This is a genomic window from Stenotrophomonas sp. Steno-Z10-HUANG (assembly GCF_056393075.1).
Genome location: NZ_JBWJPA010000011.1, coordinates 57442 through 74483, shown reverse-complemented (window position 1 = coordinate 74483; position 17042 = coordinate 57442). Strand labels below are relative to the sequence as shown.

Here is a 17042-nt window from a genome sequence, read left to right as displayed (position 1 = left end):
GCCCTAGGCTGTGCCGGACACGGAATGCGGAGGCGGAAGATGCGGGCTGTCGATGTACTGGTGGTGGGCGCGGGCCCGGCAGGGCTGTGCCTGGCGCGCGGGCTGGCCGATACCGGGCTGGCGGTGACCCTGGTGGAACTGCAGCCGGCCGCGGCGCTGGCCGAGCCGGCCTTCGATGGCCGCGAGATCGCGCTGACCCACGCCTCGCGGCAGATCATGCGCACCCTGGGGCTGTGGGAGCGGATCGATCCGGCGCAGGTCTCGCCGCTGTGCAGCGCCAGGGTCATGAACGGCGCATCGCCATTCGCGCTCGGCTTCGCCGCCGGCAACGAGGACGCCGATCCGCTGGGCTGGCTGGTTCCCAACCACCTGATCCGCCGCGCCGCCTGGGAGGCGGTGCAGGGCCAGGCCGGGCTGGAACTGGTGGACGGCGCCAGGGTGACCGCGATCGAGACCGGCGAGGCCACCAACACGGTGGTGCTGGACGATGGCCGCCGCCTGTCGGCGCGGCTGGTGGTCGCCGCCGACAGCCGCTTCTCGGCGACCCGGCGGATGATGGGCATCGGCGCGCAGATGCGCGATTTCGGCAAGTCGATGCTGGTATGCCGGCTTGCCCACGAGCTGCCGCACCAGCACACCGCGTGGGAATGGTTCGGCTACGGCCGCACCCTGGCCATGCTGCCGCTGCCCGGCGACCAGTGCTCGGCGGTGATCACCCTGCCGCCGCAGGGCATCCAGGAACTGATGGCGATGGACGAGGCCGCCTTCGGCGAGGCCGTCACCGGCTTCTTCGAGCAGCGCCTGGGACGGATGCGCCCGGTCGGCACGCGCCATGCCTATCCGCTGGTGGGCGTGTACGCGCACCGCTTCGCTGGGCACCGCTATGCGCTGGCCGGCGATGCCGCGGTGGGCATGCACCCGGTGACCGCGCACGGGTTCAATTTCGGGCTGCAGAGTCAGCAGCGGCTGGTCAGGGAAGTCGCGGCCGCGGCCGCGCGCGGCGCCGACATCGGCGCGGCGGCGGTGCTGGCGCGCTACGAGCGGGGGCACCGGTTGGCGACGCGGCCACTGTACGAGGCGACCAATGCCATTGCCGCGCTGTACAACGACAGCCGCCTGCCGGCACGGCTGCTGCGCGGCGCCGCGCTGCGGGCAGCGCACGGGGTGGCGCCCTTCAGGAAGATGATCGCCGCGCACCTGACCCAGCGCGCCACGGGCTGAGCGCCCGCAGCCGGCGTCAGCGCACCCGGATCCGCACGTCGCCCAGCTCCACCTGCTGGCCCGCGCGGATCTTGCAGGCCTTGCGCAGTTCGACCGCGCCGTCGACCCGGACCTGGCCCTCGCCGATGATCATCTTGGCTTCGCCGCCGCTGGCCACCAGGTCGGTCAGCTTGAGCAACTGCTTGAGTTCCACGTACTCGCGGTCCAGTTCGAAATCGATGGTCTGCATGGGGAGGCCGGCGGGGAAAGGGGGCGATTATCGCCTGCCGCGGCCGTGAACCGCTGTAACCGCGGTGGCCACCCGGCGGGCCAGCGTCCGGCGGCGGGCGCCGGCGTCACGGTGCCGCCGGTGGCCGCCTCACCCGCGCGGCGCGCCGGGGCCGGGATTCGCCCGTGCCTGGCGGGAACCGGCCGCGACAGGCACCTGCCGGTGGCTGCTGGGGAGGACAGCTGAACGGATGCCATCGGCAGCTTTCGACAGGGGGCCGCGCAAGGCGCACAATACGCCCCATTTTCCTGCCCGCTGCGTTCGCCGCGGTGCCCCCGGAGTCCCCATGTCCCAAGAATCCCCCGCGCCGCTGCTGTTCGCAGACCTCGGCCTGTCCGACGCTGTGATGAAGGCGGTGGCCGCCGTCGGCTACGAAACCCCGTCGCCGATCCAGGCCGCCACCATTCCGGCGATGCTGCAAGGCCGCGACGTGCTCGGCCAGGCGCAGACCGGTACCGGCAAGACCGGTGCCTTCGCGCTGCCGGTGCTGTCCAACATCGATCTTTCCGCCACCAAGCCGCAGGTACTGGTGCTGGCCCCGACCCGCGAGCTGGCCATCCAGGTCGCCGAGGCGTTCCAGACCTATTCGGCGTCGATGCCCGGCTTCCGGGTGCTGCCGGTGTACGGCGGCCAGCCCTATGGCCAGCAGCTGTCGGCGCTGCGCCGCGGCGTGCACGTCGTGGTCGGTACCCCCGGCCGCGTCATCGACCACCTGGACCGCGGCACCCTGGACCTGTCCGAGCTGAAGACCCTGGTGCTGGACGAAGCCGACGAAATGCTGCGCATGGGCTTCATCGACGACGTCGAGGCGGTGCTCAAGAAGCTGCCGGAGAGCCGCCAGGTCGCGCTGTTCTCGGCGACCATGCCGTCGCAGATCCGGCGCATCGCGCAGACCTACCTGCGCGAGCCGGTGGAGGTGACCATCGCCTCCAAGACCACCACCTCGGCCAACATCCGCCAGCGCTACTGGTGGGTGAGCGGCATGCACAAGCTCGATGCGCTGACCCGCATCCTGGAAGTGGAGCCGTTCGACGCGATGATCATCTTCGCGCGCACCAAGGCCGGCACCGAGGAGCTTGCCGAGAAGCTGCAGGCGCGCGGCCTGGCCGCCGCCGCCATCAACGGCGACATGCAGCAGGCCCAGCGCGAGCGCACCATCGGCCAGCTGAAGGAAGGCAAGCTCGACGTCTTGGTCGCCACCGACGTGGCCGCGCGCGGCCTGGACGTGGAGCGCATCAGCCACGTGCTGAACTACGACATCCCGTACGACACCGAGAGCTACGTGCACCGCATCGGCCGTACCGGCCGCGCCGGGCGCAGCGGCGAGGCGATCCTGTTCGTCACCCCGCGCGAGAAGGGCATGCTGCGTCAGATCGAGCGCGCCACCCGGCAGCCGATCGAGGAAATGCAGCTGCCAAGCGTGGACGCGGTCAACGACCACCGCGTGGCCAAGTTCATGGAGCGCATCAGCCAGACCCTGGCCGATGGCGACACCGATTTCTACCGCGACCTGGTGCAGCGTTACGAGAACGAGCACAACGTGCCGGCGGTGGAGATCGCCGCGGCGCTGGCGCGCCTGTTGCAGGGCGACGCCCCGTTCCTGCTGGCGCCGCCGGTGCGCGAGCGCCGCGAGCCGCCGGCCGGCCGCGGCGAGCGCCCGGCGCGCGATGGCGGTTTCCCGCGCCAGCGCGAGGACCGCGGTGAGCGTCCGGCACGGTTCGAACCGCGCTTCGAGCGTGCCCCGCAGGCCGATGACGGCGAGCGCGCGGCACGTGCCGAAGGCGCCTTCGAGCCGCGCCAGCGGCGCGAAATGCCGCCGCGCGGCGCGCCGGAATTCGGCATGGAGACGTACCGCATCGAGGTCGGCCACATGCACGGCGTGAAGCCGGCCAACATCGTCGGCGCCATCGCCAACGAGGCCGGGCTGGAGAGCCGCTACATCGGCCGCATCGATATCCACGACGACCACTCGGTACTCGACCTGCCGGCGGAAATGCCCGCGGACACCCTGCAGCACCTGCAGAAGGTGTGGGTGTCCGGCCAGCAGCTGCGCATGCGCAGGGTGGAGCCGGGCGAGGCGCAGGGCGCCGCGCCGGGGTTCAAGCCGCGCTTCGGCAAGGGCCCCCGGCCTGCCGGGCGTCCCGGTGGCCCGCGCGCCCCGGGCGGTCGCCCGGGCGGCTTCAAACCGCGCGGTCCGCGCGGAGCCTGAGCCACGGCGCACGCGGCCGGCCGCCATGGCGGCGGCTGCGTGCGCGCCACTGCCGGCGGCGACTCCGGCAGCAGGAGCGGCGTGACGGCGGCGCAATGGCCGCATGCGATAATCGCCGACGCATGGGGTGTGCGCAGGGGAAGGGATGGTGATCGCGGGGTGTGGGGCGAGGGCGCGGGCGCGGGTGATGGTGGGACAGAGGCTGCTGTCGCTGCTGCTGTTGCTGCTGCCGCTGGCCAGCTTCGCGCAGCGCCCCCAGCTCGACCATGATTACCTGCTGATCGGCGAACCGACCGCCGAACAAACACCGATCCGCGCCTGCCCGCCCGGCGTGCTGGAGCGGCTGGGCGACGGCATCCTGATTCCCGCGCCGGTCGGCGGCTGGTCCGGCGCGCCCCAGGCCGTGGACGTGTTCAACGTATTCGCCGGCGAGGTGATGATCTCCCACGGCGACCGGCAGATATGCGGCAACATGCAGGACGCGCGCACCCGCGACTCGCGTTTCCGCGCCGGCATCGGCATGGTCATGGTGCCCAAGCCCGGTGACATGGAGCCGATCCGGGTGGCCTGGGAAAAGCCGCTCAAGGCGCGCTTCATTCCCACGCTGCAGCTCGGCGCGCCCAGCCCGGTGCAGCAGATCGACACCATGCGCCTGCTGGTGCGCACCGCCTGCATCGCCATCGCCATTGCCCTGGCGCTGTCGGCGCTGATGGGTTTCTTCACCACCCGCGACCGCGATTTCCTGGTGTACACGCTGGCCACCGTCCTGCTGGTGGTGTGGCAGTCGGTGCTCAGCGGGTTGAGTGGCTACCCCGAACCCTGGCTGCCGGTGGGCAGCCTGGCCTCGTGGTGGATGGTGTCGGCTTCGGCGCTGGGCATCGGGGTGATGGGCTGGGTGCTGTGGCGGCTGTGCGGCGGACTGCAGACCTGGCCGCGCTCGCGCCCGTGGGTGCGGCGCCTGGCGCTGTTGCTGATGCTGCTGGCGCTGGTCACGCCGCTGTTGCCGTGGGCGGGGCTGGCATGGGTGGCCGCCACCCTGGACCACGCTTTCACCCTGGTCTGCGTGCTGGCGCTGGTGGCCGGTATCGCGTCGCTGCGCCGCGGCGACTACCAGGCGGTGGACGGCATCGCCGCGGTGGCGCCGTTGCTGCTGATGGCCCTGGCCGACATGGCCGGCAGCCGCGAACTCGTGCGGTTCCGGGTCGAGGCGGTGCAGTTGTCGGTGACCTGGTTCGTGATGATGTATGCCTACGGTCTCAACCGCCGGCTTGGCAACCTGCGCCAGCAGCGCGACGAGATGCGCCAGCTGGCCGACACCGATGCGCTGACCGGGCTGCCCAACCGCCGCGCCGGCCTGCGCCAGCTCGAGCGCCACATGCTGCGCGCGCGCAAGGACGGCCTGCCGCTGTCGATCGGTTTTCTCGACATCGACCTGTTCAAGCAGATCAACGACCGCTTCGGCCACGAGGTCGGCGATGCGGTGCTGGTGTCGGTGGCCAATGCGCTGCTCGCCGCGGTGCGTGACCGCGACGACGTCATCCGCATGGGCGGCGAGGAGTTCCTGGTGCTGTTGCCGGGTACCCGCGCCGAGGTGGCGCTGCCGCGGCTGGAGCAGTTGCGCGAGAAGATCGCGCGGCAGGCGGCCGACCTGCGCCACGACGGCCTCGTGGTCACGGTCAGCATCGGCCTGGCGGAAATGCTCGCGCAGGGCGACGACCTGACCGCGCTGCTGCGGCGTGCCGACAATGCCATGTACCAGGCCAAGCGCGGCGGCCGCGACCGCGTGGTCGCTGCCGGCGACGATGCCGCCGCGCTGTCCGCCGCCCCGGGCGATGGCGGATAATGGGTCGATGACGACCCGACTCAACAAGCACATCGCCGAATCCGGCTTCTGTTCCCGCCGCGAGGCCGACCGCCTGATCGGCGCCCGCCGCGTGACCGTCAACGGCACGGTGGCCGGCACCGGCGCGGTGGTTGGCGAGGGCGACGAGGTACGCGTCGATGGGCAGCCGCTGCGCGCGCGCGCGGTGCAGAAGAGCACCGGCCGCAGGCACGTGTACATCGCGCTGAACAAGCCGGTGGGCATCACCTGCACCACCGAGAGCGCGGTCAAGGGCAACATCGTCGATTTCGTCGGCCACGAGCAGCGCATCTTCCCGATCGGGCGCCTGGACAAGGATTCGGAAGGCCTGATCCTGATGACCAGCAACGGCGACATCGTCAACCAGATCCTGCGCGCCGAGAACGGCCACCAGAAGGAGTACCTGGTGGCGGTGAACAAGCCGGTCACCGAGGAGTTCCTGCGCGGCATGGCGCGCGGCGTGCGCATCCACGACCAGATGACGCTGCCGTGCCGCGCCACCCGCATCGCCAAGTTCGGTTTCCGCATCGTGCTGCAGCAGGGCCTCAACCGCCAGATCCGGCTGATGGCCGCCGCCTTCGGCTACCGCGTCACCCAGCTGCGCCGGGTGCGCATCGACAACATCAAGATCGGCGCGCTCAAGCCCGGCCAGTGGCGCAACCTCACCGAGCAGGAACTGCGCGGGCTGCTGCCGCAGCAGCGGGAGTGGTGAAATGTGACCGGTTCGCCGCGCTGACTACGGCGGGGTGAGGCTAGACTCGCCCTGTTTCCGTCACGCCCAAGGACACAGGCCCGGCCCGGATGATCAAGCCGCCCCTTCCCGCCAACGAGGCCGAGCGTCTGGCCGCGTTGCAGCGTTATCGCATCCTGGATACCCCGCGCGAACAGGCGTTCGATGACCTGGTGACCATCGCCCGCGCGATCTGTGGCACATCGATGGGCGCGGTGTCGCTGATCGACGGCGAGCGCCAGTGGTTCAAGTCGCTGCAGGGAATGGACGGCGAGCAGACCCCGCGTGAGGAGGCGTTCTGCGCCCATGCCATCCTGCGGCCGGCCGACCTGACCGTGGTCGAGGACGCGCTGCAGGACGCGCGTTTCCGTGGCAATCCCTCGGTCACCGACGACCCGTTCATCCGCTTTTACGCCGGCGCGCCGTTGTTGAGCAGCGATGGCTACGCGCTGGGCACGCTGTGCGTGTTCGATACGAGCCCCGGGCAGCTCGCCGACACCCAGAAGCAGGCACTGCAGGCATTGTCGCGGCAGGTGTCGCGGCTGCTGGAAATGCGCCGCCTGCGCCGCCTCATCGACCACCACCAGAGCGAGCACGACTGGTACGAGGCGCGCCTGACCGAGTACTACGTGCAACTGGAGCAGCAGAACCTGGAACTGTCCGAGCAGACCCGCACCGATCCGCTGACCGCTCTGCCCAACCGCCGCGCGTTGTCCGCGGCACTGGCGGAGGCGATCGCGCGGGATGCCGGCGTGCCGCCGGCCGTGGCCATCGTCGATATCGACCACTTCAAGCAGATCAACGACATCCACGGCCACACCGAGGGCGACCGGGTGCTGGTCGAGTTGGCCGCGGTGCTGCGGGCGCAGTTCGCCGGCCGCGGCATGGCCGCGCGCTACGGGGGGGAGGAGTTCGTGATCCTGATGCCGGACACCCCGCTGGCCCAGGCCGAACTGCAGTGCCAGTACCTGCGCCAGGCGGTGGCGCACCTGCCACTGGGCTTGCCGGTCACCATCAGCATCGGGCTGGCGGCCCAGCGCGCCGGCGAATCGGCCCAGGAAACGCTGCGCCGTGCCGATGCGGCGCTCTACCAGGCCAAGGCGCAGGGCCGCGACCGGGTGGTGGTCGCGGGATGAGGGCGGCTGTCACGGCTGCGCGCCGGCCGCGGGGGCGGGCCGCGCGCGGTTGAGCAGCGGGTGCAGGAACACCGCGCCGATGATGATGGCCACGCCCAGGTAGAACAGCGGCGTGAGTTCGCGCTGTTCGCCCAGGAACAGCATCGCCAGCACGATCGCGTACACCGGCTCCAGGTTGGTCACCAGCTGCACGGTGTAGGCGCTGAGGTGGCGCAGGGCCACCAGCGCCAGCGCGAACGGCAGCAGTGTGCACAGGCCCGCCAGCACCAGCAGCAGGACGCCGTCGTGCAGGCCGGGGATCACCCACAGGTCACTGGCCAGGGCGGGCAGCAGCAGTGGCAGGGCCGGTGCCAGCAGGGTCAGGGTGAGGGTGCCGGCGCCCAGCTCCAGCGCGGTGACGGTCAATGGGTCGGCATGGCTGACCAGGCGCTTGTTGAACGAGCCGAACACCGCCACCAGCAGCGCCGACAAGGCGCCCACCGCCACCCCGAGGCGCATGCCATGGGGCACGCCACCCACCACCAGCGCCACGCCCGGCAGTACCGCCAGGCCGAAGGCCAGCTCGCGCGGCTGGAACGGCCGCCGGGCGATCCATGGTTCGACGATGGCGGTGAACACCGGCGCCAGCGCGATGCAGGTGGCCGCCACCGAGGCGTTGGCCAGCTTCACCGCGCCATAGAAGGTGAGCCAGTGCAACGCCACCAATGCGCCGACGCCGCAGTAGCCCAGCGCCAGCCGCGGGGTCAGCGCCGACAGGCCGCGCCACACCCGCGGCAGCAGCGCCAGCATCGCCACCACCAGCAGCATGCGCCACCACACCAGGGGCAGCGCGGGCAGGGTGATGAGCTTGCCGAGGATGGCGGTCACGCCCCACAGCAGTACGCAGAAGTGGATCTGCAGCAGGGCCTTGCGTGTATCGGGACTGGACATCCGCGGATTGTCGCCGATGTGGGTTGCCGGCGCTGCAGCGGATGCTTCAGTTTTCGCCCAGCAGGTGCAGCAGTTGGCGTGCCGCGGCGGGATTGCGGTGCTTGGCCGCGCCGATGAAGTAGACGAACACCTCGCGTGGCGCGGAAGCGGCACCGACCGGGCTGGCGTGCGGCAGCTCGTGCGGGTCGCGGCCCTGCCGCCAGTCGCCGATGCGCCCGGCCCAGCGCGCCAGTTCCGCCGGCGGGTAACCGCTGGCGCATTCGTCGCGGCTGCGCATCAGCCGCGCGTAGACGAAGTCGGCGCACAGGTCGGCGGCGTTGGGGTGGTCCGGCGAATCGGTGAACACCAGTGCCATCCCGCGCTGCCGCGCCAGCGCCACCAGCGCGGCATCGAGCACCGCCGGATCGCGGATCTCCAGCGCATGCCGCTGTGGCCGGCCCGCCACCTGCGGTGGCAGCCGCTCGAGGAAGGCGGCAAGGTCGTCGCGGTCCAGCGTGCGCCCGGCCTCGAACTGCCAGACCAGCGGCCCCAGCCGGTCGCCCAGCGTGGCGATGCCAGCGATGAAGTCCTCCACCTGCGCGCCGGTGCCGGCCAGCCGCCGCGCGCCGGTGATGCGCTTGGGCGCCTTGGCCGAGAACACGAAGCCTTCGGGGGTGGCGTCGCGCCAGCCGGCGTAGATGGCCGGCTTCTGCGTGCCGTAATAGGTGCTGTTGATCTCGATGGCGGTCAGCTGGCGGCTGGCGTACTCCAGCTCGCGCCGCTGCACCAGCCCGGGCGGGTAGAACATGCCGCCGCGCCAGGGCGCGTAGGTCCAGCCGCCAATGCCGACGTGCACGCCCGGCACGGCGGCGGCCGCCCCGGGCGCGCGGGCGAACAGGTCGTCGGTGGCGGCGGGGCGGGGCGTCATCGCCGCGATTCTACCGGCACGCCGCGCCTGCATTGCGGCGCCGCGCGGCCAGGCGGTCGCCGGCCTAGGTTGCCTGCGCCTTCCACGGGTCGTAGCTGCCGAACCACCACAGGTGGCCTTCCGGGTCGCGGCACGCATAGCCGCGGCCGCCATAGTCCTGGTCGGCGATGTCGATGACGATCTCCGCGCCGGCCGCGGTCGCGCGCGCGTAGTGGGCGTCGGCGTCGCTGACCACCACGCAGGTGCTCTGGGTCTGCATGCCGCCCACCTCGTCGGGCTGGACCATGTGGCTGCCCCAGGCGCCGGGCTGTACCGAACCCAGCATCACCATGCCGTTGCCGAACACCAGCTGCGCATGATGGACGGTGGCTCCGTCCTGGTAGACGGCGTGGCGCTGGAAGGCGAAGGCGCGGCACAGCCAGTCGATCGCCGCCGGTGCATCGCGGTAGCGCAGGCACGGGACGAGGGTGGTGGTGGTCGCGGCGGCGAGATCCATGGCGGGGCTCCGATGGCGTGGAAGGCGAGGGTGGCGGTGGCCGCGTTACCATCGCGAGAAGGCCGGCCTGCCGGCATCGATCCCGAGGGAGAAGGCATTGAACAAGTGGCTGGGGGGCGGGCTGGTGCTCGCGATGGGCATGGCGGCACAGGTGGCGGACGCACAGGAGGCGGCGATGCCGGCGGAACTGCAGCAGCTCGATGCCACGGTCGAGCGGGTGCGTCAGCAGTTCGACGTGCCGGGCGTGGCGGTGGCGGTGGTCAAGGACGGCAAGGTGGTGCTGGAGCGCGGCTGGGGCCTGCGCGAGATCGGCAAGCCCGAACCGGTACAGGCCGATACCCTGTTCGCCATCGCCTCCAACACCAAGGCCTTCACCGCCACCGCGCTGAACCTGCTGGCCGAGGAAGGCAAGCTGAAGATGAGCGACCGGGTGGTCGACCACCTGCCCGGTTTCCGCATGTCCGACCCGTACGTGACCGGCGAGATGCGCATCCGCGACCTGCTCTCGCACCGCAGCGGTTTGAGCCTGGGGGCCGGCGACCTGCTGTTCTGGCCGACCACCACCTACAGCAACGCCGAAGTGGTGGCGCGGCTGGCGCACGTGCCGCTGAAGAATGGCTTCCGCGACCGCTACGCCTACGACAACATCCTCTACGCGGTGGCGCAGCAGGTGATCGAGACGGTATCCGGCCAGTCCTTCGCCGATTTCCTGCAGCAGCGCATCTTCGACAAGGTCGGCATGGCCGGTACCCGCTACAACGCCGACCACCTCAAGCCCGGCGACAAGGCCGCCGTCGGCCACGCCAAGTTCGACTTCAGGGACCTGCGCCCGGTGGCACCGCTGACCTGGTCCAACAACGCCGGCGCCGGCGGCCTCTATTCCAGCGTGCATGACCTGGCGCTGTGGATGAACGTGCAGCTGGCCGGCGGCAGGCTGGCCGATGGCACGCCGCTGTTCTCGGAAAAGACCCAGCAGCAGATGTGGCAGATGCAGATCCCGCAGGTGGTGCCCGCGCCATCGGTGCCGGAACTGGCGCCGGCCAGGCCCAACTTCGCCGGCTACGGCGAAGGCTGGAGCCTGAGTGACTACCGCGGGCAGAAGCTGGTCTGGCATACCGGCGGCTGGCCGGGGCAGGTGTCGCGGCTGACCCTGGTGCCCGAGCAGAAGCTGGGCGTGGTGGTGCTCACCAACCAGGAATCCGGCGCGGCATTCAATGCCATCACCATGAGCGTGCTCGACGCGATGCTGGGTGCGCCCGCGCACGACTGGGTGGCCGCCTACGCCGCGGGCGTGGCCAAGGCCCAGGACAATGCCGACGCAGGCTGGCAGAAGCACCTCGCCGCGCGCGATGCGAAGAGCCGGCCATCGCTGCCGCTGCCGCGCTATGCCGGCACCTATCGCGATGCGTGGTACGGGGACGTGCACGTGGAGCAGAAGGGCGGTGCCCTGCGCCTGCGCTTCGGCGCCACCGCCGACCTGGTCGGCACCCTGGAGCACTGGCAGCACGACACCTTCATCGTGCGCTGGGACAACCGCTCGCTCAATGCCGACGCCTTCGTCAACTTCAGTCTCGACCCGGACGGCAAGGTACGCGACGTGCGCATGCAGGCGGTCTCCTCGCTCACCGACTTCAGTTTCGACTTCCAGGACCTGCTGCTGGTGCCGACGCCGCCGTGATGGTCGGTGCCGGGGCGGGGCCTGCACCGTGGCATGCCGATGCGCGGCAGGGCGTGCGGGTCTGCCGCTCCCGCGTCCGCTCGTGCGTACCGACGCCGGGAGGGAGCCGTGTTCGTGTGGCCTGCCGGTGATGCAGGCCATGCGCCGTGGCCGGCGCCGGGACGGTCGTGGACCGGCCCGGCGTCAGCCTGATGGCAGGCCGGGTTGCCCGGCTTCCGTCGGCGGTCGGGTTCTTTCTGCGCGCGCCTAACCGCCTCGGGTGCTGCGGTAGACCGCCACGACCTGCGACGTGGTGGGATTGGACATGCCCATGCCATTGATGAAGACCGCGGGCGCGCCCTGCTGGAACACCTCGACGGTGCGGTCCACGGCAGCGCGCTGTTCCGGGCTGGGGTTTTCGATGTTGAAGGAAAAGGAACTGCCGCGCTTCACCGGGATGCCGATGTCGGTCAGCTCGCGGATGAGGGCTTCGGCCCGCTGCGCCTGCTCGGATGGGCAGTTGGGCGGCGCCAGTACCAGCACCGTGTCACGCGGTGTGCCTGTCGGCATTTCCACCGCGACGAAGCCGTCGGTGCCTGCCGTTGCCGTTGCCGTTGCCGGCGCGACGCCGCCAGGCGCGCGCTGGCTCCACCAGTTGTAGCCGCCCGCCAGCCCGGCCGCGATGAGAAGCAGTGTCCACCAGCGCATTGCCGTCTCCTTTCCATGAGTGTCGATTCAACTGCCGTGTCCGCGGGCGCCGGTGCGGCGTCGCGCATCGGCGCCGATTATCGATTCATTGCGGTCCCGGCTTCCAGCCGGCAGGGTGGAAGGCGCCATGCCATCGCCATCGGGATGCGTACTGGCTGCGAAAGTGCCGTCCGCCAGCCATGCACTGCCGCAGGGCAGCGGTTCCCCGCGGTGCTGCATGCGGAACCGGTGGACGGGCCGGTTGCCCCTGCGTCCCGGCCCATTGGCGCCTGGTTGCCGCCCGCGCGGGCCAGGCATCGTCAAGGCCTGGCGGGGCACCGGCGCCCGCCCAGCCCCCTGCGCCGCGGGGATACGCGACAATGACAGGCTCCGTCCGTCCGCTGGCCCGTCTCCATGTTCCGTTGGTTCGAATCCCGCCTCGATCCGTTCCCGTCCGATCCGCCGGCGCAGCCGCCGCGCGGGCTCTATGCGTTCTGCCGGCACTACACGCGCGGCGCGGAAAAGTGGCTGGTGCTGATGGCGCTGACCACGGCCGGCATCGCCGTGGCCGAGCTGGCGCTGTATGCCTATGTCGGCGCGCTGGTGGACCGCCTCGGCGCCAGCACCCCGGCCACCTTCCTCGACGCCGAAGGCCGGCGCCTGCTGTGGATGGGGCTGCTGGTGGTGGTCGCGCTGCCGCTGCTGGTGCTGCTCAACTCGCTGGTGCAGCACCAGACCCTGCTCGGCAACTTCCCCATGCGCATCCGCTGGAGCGTGCATCGTTACCTGCTGCGGCAGTCGATGGGCTACTTCCAGGATGAATTCGCCGGGCGCATCGCCACCAAGCTGATGCAGACCTCGCTGGCGGTGCGCGAGACGGTGGTCAAGCTGTTCGACATCGGCAACTACGTGCTGGTGTTCTTCATCGGAACACTGGCGGTGGCCGGCGCCGCCGACTGGCGGATGATGCTGCCGTTCGTGGCCTGGCTGGTCGGCTATGCGCTGCTGATGTGGCATTTCGTGCCGCGCATGGAGCGTATTTCGCGCGAGCAGGCCGATGCGCGCTCGGAAATGACCGGGCGCATCGTGGACAGCTACACCAACATCGCCACGGTCAAGCTGTTCTCGCATTCGCGGCGCGAGCAGGCCTACGCGCGCGAGGCGATGAGCGGCTTCCTGGACAAGGTGCACCCGCAGATGCGGCTGGCCACGCGCGTCTACTCGCTGCTGTACGCGCTGAACATGCTGCTGCTGTTCTCCGCGGTGGCGCTGGGCCTGTGGCTGTGGCACGGCGGCGCGGTGAGCGCCGGTTCTGTGGCGGTGGCGGTTGCGCTGGTGCTGCGCATGCTGGGCATGTCGCAGTGGATCATGTGGGAACTGTCGGCGCTGTTCGAGAACATCGGCACCGTGCACGACGGCATCAATTCGATCTCGCTGCCGCCCACCGTGGACGACGCGCCCGGAGCCCCGGCGCTGAGCGCGGTCGGCGGCGACATCCGTTTCGAGGGCGTGTCGTTCCACTACGGCAAGCACCACGGGGTGATCGAGGGACTGGACCTGCACGTGCGCGCCGGCGAGAAGATCGGCCTGGTCGGGCGCTCCGGCGCGGGCAAGTCCACCCTGGTCAACCTGCTGCTGCGGTTCCACGACGTGGAGCGTGGCCGCATCCTCATCGATGGCGTGGACATCGCCACGGTGCAGCAGGACTCGCTGCGCGCGCAGGTGGGCGTGGTCACCCAGGACACCTCGCTGCTGCACCGCTCCATCCGCGAGAACCTGCTGTACGGCCGCCCCGACGCCAGCAAGGAACAGCTGCGCGCGGCCGTGGCCAAGGCGCGTGCCGCCGACTTCATCGCCGAGCTGCGCGACAGCGAGGGCCGCAGCGGCTACGACGCGCATGTCGGCGAGCGCGGGGTGAAGCTTTCCGGTGGCCAGCGCCAGCGCATCGCCATTGCCCGCGTGCTGCTCAAGGACGCACCGATCCTGGTGCTGGACGAGGCGACCTCGGCGCTGGATTCGGAGGTGGAAGCGGCGATCCAGGAAAGCCTGGACGAACTGATGGGCGGCAAGACGGTGATCGCCATCGCCCACCGCCTGTCGACCATCGCGCGCATGGACCGGCTGGTGGTGATGGACCACGGCCGCATCGTCGAGACCGGTACCCATGCCGGGCTGATCGCCGCCAACGGCCTGTACGCGCGGCTGTGGGCGCGCCAGACCGGCGGCTTCGTCGCCGCCGAGGCGTAAGCGCGTCGCTACGGCGTCGCGTCTGCCGGCGTGGGCCGCCGGCAGACGATGCCGCGCATCAGCCAGGGCACCGCGGGTGGGCACCACCGCCCGCGCGGGGCGGTGCGGTGTCGTCGCCGCGCGGGCGGCTCAGCACTTGCCGGCGGCCTTCAGCAGCGCATTGCACGCGCCGTCGGTCGCGGGCTTGCCGCTCATGCCGCCCTTGCCGAGCTCGGAGCAGATCGCATCGGATGCCGCGCGCCCGGTGACGGATATGCCGCCAGTGACGTAGCACGAGAACTGTTTTCCGCTGTCGGTCCTGACCAGATAACTCGCCTTGACCCCGTCGTTGCTGCGATCGGTGATGGTGAACGTGCCCTTGGCCAGCCCGAGCGACTGGGCGGTGTTGCGCTCGATGGCATCGTCGGTGACCGAGAACGAGGCGCAGGCCGATGTCAGCGCAACGAGGGTGGCCGCCGTAGCCAGCGCGATCGGTTTGTTCATCGTGGAGCTCCTTTTCCATGCGGTTTTTGAAAGGAGACGCAGGATGTCCAGCGCTGCCGGAGTGGTTCAACCCTACTGCGGTAGGGTTCCGCCCGGGGCGGGGCGGCTCCGCATAATTGGCCGCGCCTGGCGGTTGCCGACGGCCTCGCGCGTTCCCGTCATCGGCCGGATCCGGATGTGCGAATGATCGCCACGCGCTGGTTGTGGATGCCGCTGGTTGCCGCGTTGCTGCTGTGGCCGGCGCAGGCGTGGGCCTTTGCCGTGGTGCTGCAGTACGAGGGCACCGCGGATGATCGCATCGCCTATTTCGCGGATGTCCGGGTCATCGCCAATCGCACGCCGCCCGCCGACGTCGGCGGCGCGCACGAGATACGCGAGATCGACGTGACGGCCGTGTACGAGAGCGCGGACAAACCCGAATTCGTGCACATGAAGCTGCAGTTCCAGTGCCCCAACGCCGCGCCGCTGGACAAAGCCGGCGTGCGCGCGGGGGACCGCGTGCCGCCGGTGCGCGCCGGCGATGTGGTCACCTTCCGCATCGGGCCCGGCAGCTACCAGCTCAGGCGCGCGGACCTGGAAACCGAACCGGTCGCCGCCACCGGCTGGAACAGCTCCGCCGCCCCGGCGCTCTCGCGGGCCGGCGCCATTGCCTGCAACCACATCGCCTTCGACCACGCGCTGCATGCCGCCATCAAGGCCGGCGGCACGTTCGACGCCGGTGCGTTCGGCAAGCGCATGGCCGCGCTGGGCTTGCCGGCGGACCTGCCGTTGCTGGCGGAGACGCTGCCGTCCGAGTTCCTGGCGTTCGCCTGGGAGAATTTCTGGTGGGAGAAAGTCCTCTCCGGCAGGCGTCCCGACCCGAGCGGCAAGTGGGCCACGCCGCTGTCCGAGGCCGACCGCCAGGCCGCGATGGAGAAGCTGAAGCAGAAGCAGCGGGAACTGGAAACGGGCACCGCGTCGATCCAGGCCGGGCTGGGCCGGGACATCGCGCAGCTGCAGGCACAGATCCAGGCCGACACGCAGGCCGCGCGCGGCGGTGGCAGGGGCGCCGATGGGCGCACGCTGACGCCGCTGGAATCCAGCCTGCTGCCGCTCTGGAAGGGCCGGCCCGAGCAGGACGTCGTCGCGCTCATGGGCAACCCGCAGTTCCACCAGGCCGGGGACACCCGTTTCCTGCGCTACACCCAGACCTGGGAGCGGGAGGCGGTGACGGCCTACGGCAGCCAGGGCGTGGTGGGCGGCGATGCCGGCGGCTTTGCGATGTGCTTCCTGGAGTTCCGGACCCGGCCTGACGCACAGGGGCAGTGGCAGGTGGACGACATCCTGATCCGGTCCGATTACGAAGGCGCCGGCCTGGGACGCACCCGCAACATGTGCGAGGCGCTGGCGCGCCAGGCGGCCGGGCCTTGAGCGCGCCCGCCACGGTGCCGGGTGCGGCGGTACACGACAGTGGAAAAAGGAGGATGGCGATGATCAGGAACATGGTGCTGGCCGCGGGACTGCTGCTGGCGAGCGTGCCGTGCGCGGCCGCCTCCGGCGTGAACGCCGCTTCGTTCGACGTGCTGGGATCGATGATGGAAACCCGGCGGGCGCAGATCAATTCCGCGGACATCCTGGAATCGAACAAGGAGGAGGCGATCCGCTACCGGGAGAAAGTCATCGCCGGCTGGTGGGAGTTCATGCAGGCCAGGTCCGGCGCCCGCCCGGGCGAGTACTGTGCGGCCTCGTTCCTGCGCGGCAAGCGGGTCAAGCGCGAACGCGTCGATGGCATCAGCGATGGCGTGGTGGTGACCCTGTTCGGGCCGGGCGGCGGCTACCGCGGCGCGCTGCTGGGCTTTTCGCCCCTGACCCAGGAGCACGCCTTTCCGCGGCTCGGCAACGGCACGCCGGTGCGCGTGACCCTCAGGCAGGGTAATCTGCAGCCGGCCACCTTGAACGCCATCTACGCGCAGACAAGCGCAACCGCGTCGCCGATGCTGCTGTTCGCGGTACCGAGCATCGAGGCGCTGTTGGCCGGGATGGAGGACGACTGGCATTTCGAGGTGATTTACCAGGGCGCGTCGATCGCCGACATCGCCTGGCACGATGGGCTCAAGGCACGCGATGCACTGAAGCGCTGCCTGGCCGGCGCGGGCGACGGCGGGCGCCCCGGAACGCGGCGGCCGTGACAAGGGGGACGGAGAGATGGCTGGCAAGCGCAGCACCCGGGC

The 17042-nt window shown here is 70.6% G+C and carries 15 protein-coding genes; 9 read left to right on the top strand and 6 right to left on the bottom strand.

All coding sequences use genetic code 11. The features are described 5' to 3' along the window. Positions 1–39 precede the first annotated feature (39 nt). Positions 40–1221 carry a 5-demethoxyubiquinol-8 5-hydroxylase UbiM gene (gene ubiM, locus AC06E6_RS14145; protein WP_478061759.1) on the top strand — a complete coding sequence of 394 codons (1182 nt, stop codon included), beginning with the start codon at positions 40–42 and terminating at the stop codon, positions 1219–1221. A 16-nt stretch (positions 1222–1237) separates the two neighbouring features. On the opposite strand, the gene AC06E6_RS14140 is transcribed toward ubiM, so the two are convergent. Next, complete coding sequence (locus tag AC06E6_RS14140; RefSeq protein ID WP_104939238.1) at positions 1238–1450, bottom strand: RNA-binding S4 domain-containing protein; 213 nt, start codon at positions 1448–1450, stop codon at positions 1238–1240. Between the two features lie 325 nt (positions 1451–1775). Between AC06E6_RS14140 and AC06E6_RS14135 the strand changes: the two genes are divergently transcribed. The 4 genes from AC06E6_RS14135 (at position 1776) to AC06E6_RS14120 (ending at position 7425) form a co-directional block, all read left to right on the top strand. Beyond that, positions 1776–3698 (top strand): DEAD/DEAH box helicase, encoded by a 1923-nt coding sequence (locus tag AC06E6_RS14135; protein ID WP_240212095.1) that lies wholly within the window; start codon positions 1776–1778, stop codon positions 3696–3698. A 187-nt stretch (positions 3699–3885) separates the two neighbouring features. After that, the gene (locus AC06E6_RS14130) at positions 3886–5541 is read left to right on the top strand and encodes a sensor domain-containing diguanylate cyclase (RefSeq protein WP_478061757.1); all 1656 of its coding nucleotides are present in this window, start codon (positions 3886–3888) and stop codon (positions 5539–5541) included. A 7-nt stretch (positions 5542–5548) separates the two neighbouring features. Next, on the top strand, positions 5549–6271 hold the full coding sequence (locus AC06E6_RS14125) for a pseudouridine synthase (RefSeq protein WP_104939235.1): 723 nt from the start codon (positions 5549–5551) through the stop codon (positions 6269–6271). 89 nt (positions 6272–6360) lie between these two features. Beyond that, the gene (locus AC06E6_RS14120) at positions 6361–7425 is read left to right on the top strand and encodes a sensor domain-containing diguanylate cyclase (protein ID WP_312346184.1); all 1065 of its coding nucleotides are present in this window, start codon (positions 6361–6363) and stop codon (positions 7423–7425) included. Between the two features lie 9 nt (positions 7426–7434). Here the strand turns inward: AC06E6_RS14120 and AC06E6_RS14115 are convergent, their stop codons facing one another. The 3 genes from AC06E6_RS14115 to AC06E6_RS14105 all read right to left on the bottom strand — a co-directional run bounded on the left by AC06E6_RS14115 (position 7435) and on the right by AC06E6_RS14105 (position 9758). Then, entirely contained in the window at positions 7435–8355 is a 921-nt protein-coding gene (locus AC06E6_RS14115; RefSeq protein WP_161615379.1) for a DMT family transporter, read from the bottom strand. A 46-nt stretch (positions 8356–8401) separates the two neighbouring features. Then, a complete protein-coding gene (locus AC06E6_RS14110) occupies positions 8402–9262 on the bottom strand; it encodes a DUF72 domain-containing protein (RefSeq protein ID WP_478061754.1) in 861 nt (286 codons plus the stop codon). Between the two features lie 64 nt (positions 9263–9326). Next, complete coding sequence (locus tag AC06E6_RS14105; RefSeq protein WP_478061753.1) at positions 9327–9758, bottom strand: VOC family protein; 432 nt, start codon at positions 9756–9758, stop codon at positions 9327–9329. Positions 9759–9855: 97 nt separating this feature from the next. On the opposite strand from AC06E6_RS14105, the gene AC06E6_RS14100 reads away from it, so the two are divergent. Then, complete coding sequence (locus tag AC06E6_RS14100; protein WP_478061752.1) at positions 9856–11436, top strand: serine hydrolase; 1581 nt, start codon at positions 9856–9858, stop codon at positions 11434–11436. A gap of 246 nt (positions 11437–11682) precedes the next feature. Here the strand turns inward: AC06E6_RS14100 and AC06E6_RS14095 are convergent, their stop codons facing one another. Then, positions 11683–12123: a hypothetical protein gene (locus AC06E6_RS14095; RefSeq protein ID WP_478061751.1), complete on the bottom strand. Its 441-nt coding sequence runs from the start codon at positions 12121–12123 to the stop codon at positions 11683–11685. Between the two features lie 393 nt (positions 12124–12516). Here AC06E6_RS14095 and AC06E6_RS14090 point away from each other — a divergent pair, with 393 nt between their 5' ends. Then, the gene (locus tag AC06E6_RS14090) at positions 12517–14349 is read left to right on the top strand and encodes an ABC transporter ATP-binding protein (RefSeq protein WP_478061749.1); all 1833 of its coding nucleotides are present in this window, start codon (positions 12517–12519) and stop codon (positions 14347–14349) included. A gap of 129 nt (positions 14350–14478) precedes the next feature. Here the strand turns inward: AC06E6_RS14090 and AC06E6_RS14085 are convergent, their stop codons facing one another. Next, positions 14479–14832 (bottom strand): hypothetical protein, encoded by a 354-nt coding sequence (locus AC06E6_RS14085; RefSeq protein WP_240212087.1) that lies wholly within the window; start codon positions 14830–14832, stop codon positions 14479–14481. Between the two features lie 183 nt (positions 14833–15015). Between AC06E6_RS14085 and AC06E6_RS14080 the strand changes: the two genes are divergently transcribed. Together AC06E6_RS14080 and AC06E6_RS14075 are read left to right on the top strand one after the other, a co-directional pair. Continuing rightward, a complete protein-coding gene (locus AC06E6_RS14080) occupies positions 15016–16242 on the top strand; it encodes a hypothetical protein (protein ID WP_478061746.1) in 1227 nt (408 codons plus the stop codon). A gap of 53 nt (positions 16243–16295) precedes the next feature. Continuing rightward, positions 16296–17000 (top strand): hypothetical protein, encoded by a 705-nt coding sequence (locus AC06E6_RS14075; RefSeq protein ID WP_478061744.1) that lies wholly within the window; start codon positions 16296–16298, stop codon positions 16998–17000. The last annotated feature ends 42 nt before the right edge of the window (positions 17001–17042 follow it).

Bases quoted from the DNA above. Each gene is read 5' to 3' on its own strand.
- ubiM (WP_478061759.1), top strand. From the start codon at position 40: ATGCGGGCTGTCGATGTACTGGTGGTGGGCGCGGGCCCGGCAGGGCTG.
- AC06E6_RS14140 (WP_104939238.1), bottom strand. From the start codon at position 1,450: ATGCAGACCATCGATTTCGAACTGGACCGCGAGTACGTGGAACTCAAG.
- AC06E6_RS14135 (WP_240212095.1), top strand. From the start codon at position 1,776: ATGTCCCAAGAATCCCCCGCGCCGCTGCTGTTCGCAGACCTCGGCCTG.
- AC06E6_RS14130 (WP_478061757.1), top strand. From the start codon at position 3,886: ATGGTGGGACAGAGGCTGCTGTCGCTGCTGCTGTTGCTGCTGCCGCTG.
- AC06E6_RS14125 (WP_104939235.1), top strand. From the start codon at position 5,549: ATGACGACCCGACTCAACAAGCACATCGCCGAATCCGGCTTCTGTTCC.
- AC06E6_RS14120 (WP_312346184.1), top strand. From the start codon at position 6,361: ATGATCAAGCCGCCCCTTCCCGCCAACGAGGCCGAGCGTCTGGCCGCG.
- AC06E6_RS14115 (WP_161615379.1), bottom strand. From the start codon at position 8,355: ATGTCCAGTCCCGATACACGCAAGGCCCTGCTGCAGATCCACTTCTGC.
- AC06E6_RS14110 (WP_478061754.1), bottom strand. From the start codon at position 9,262: ATGACGCCCCGCCCCGCCGCCACCGACGACCTGTTCGCCCGCGCGCCC.
- AC06E6_RS14105 (WP_478061753.1), bottom strand. From the start codon at position 9,758: ATGGATCTCGCCGCCGCGACCACCACCACCCTCGTCCCGTGCCTGCGC.
- AC06E6_RS14095 (WP_478061751.1), bottom strand. From the start codon at position 12,123: ATGCGCTGGTGGACACTGCTTCTCATCGCGGCCGGGCTGGCGGGCGGC.
- AC06E6_RS14090 (WP_478061749.1), top strand. From the start codon at position 12,517: ATGTTCCGTTGGTTCGAATCCCGCCTCGATCCGTTCCCGTCCGATCCG.
- AC06E6_RS14085 (WP_240212087.1), bottom strand. From the start codon at position 14,832: ATGAACAAACCGATCGCGCTGGCTACGGCGGCCACCCTCGTTGCGCTG.
- AC06E6_RS14080 (WP_478061746.1), top strand. From the start codon at position 15,016: ATGATCGCCACGCGCTGGTTGTGGATGCCGCTGGTTGCCGCGTTGCTG.
- AC06E6_RS14075 (WP_478061744.1), top strand. From the start codon at position 16,296: ATGGCGATGATCAGGAACATGGTGCTGGCCGCGGGACTGCTGCTGGCG.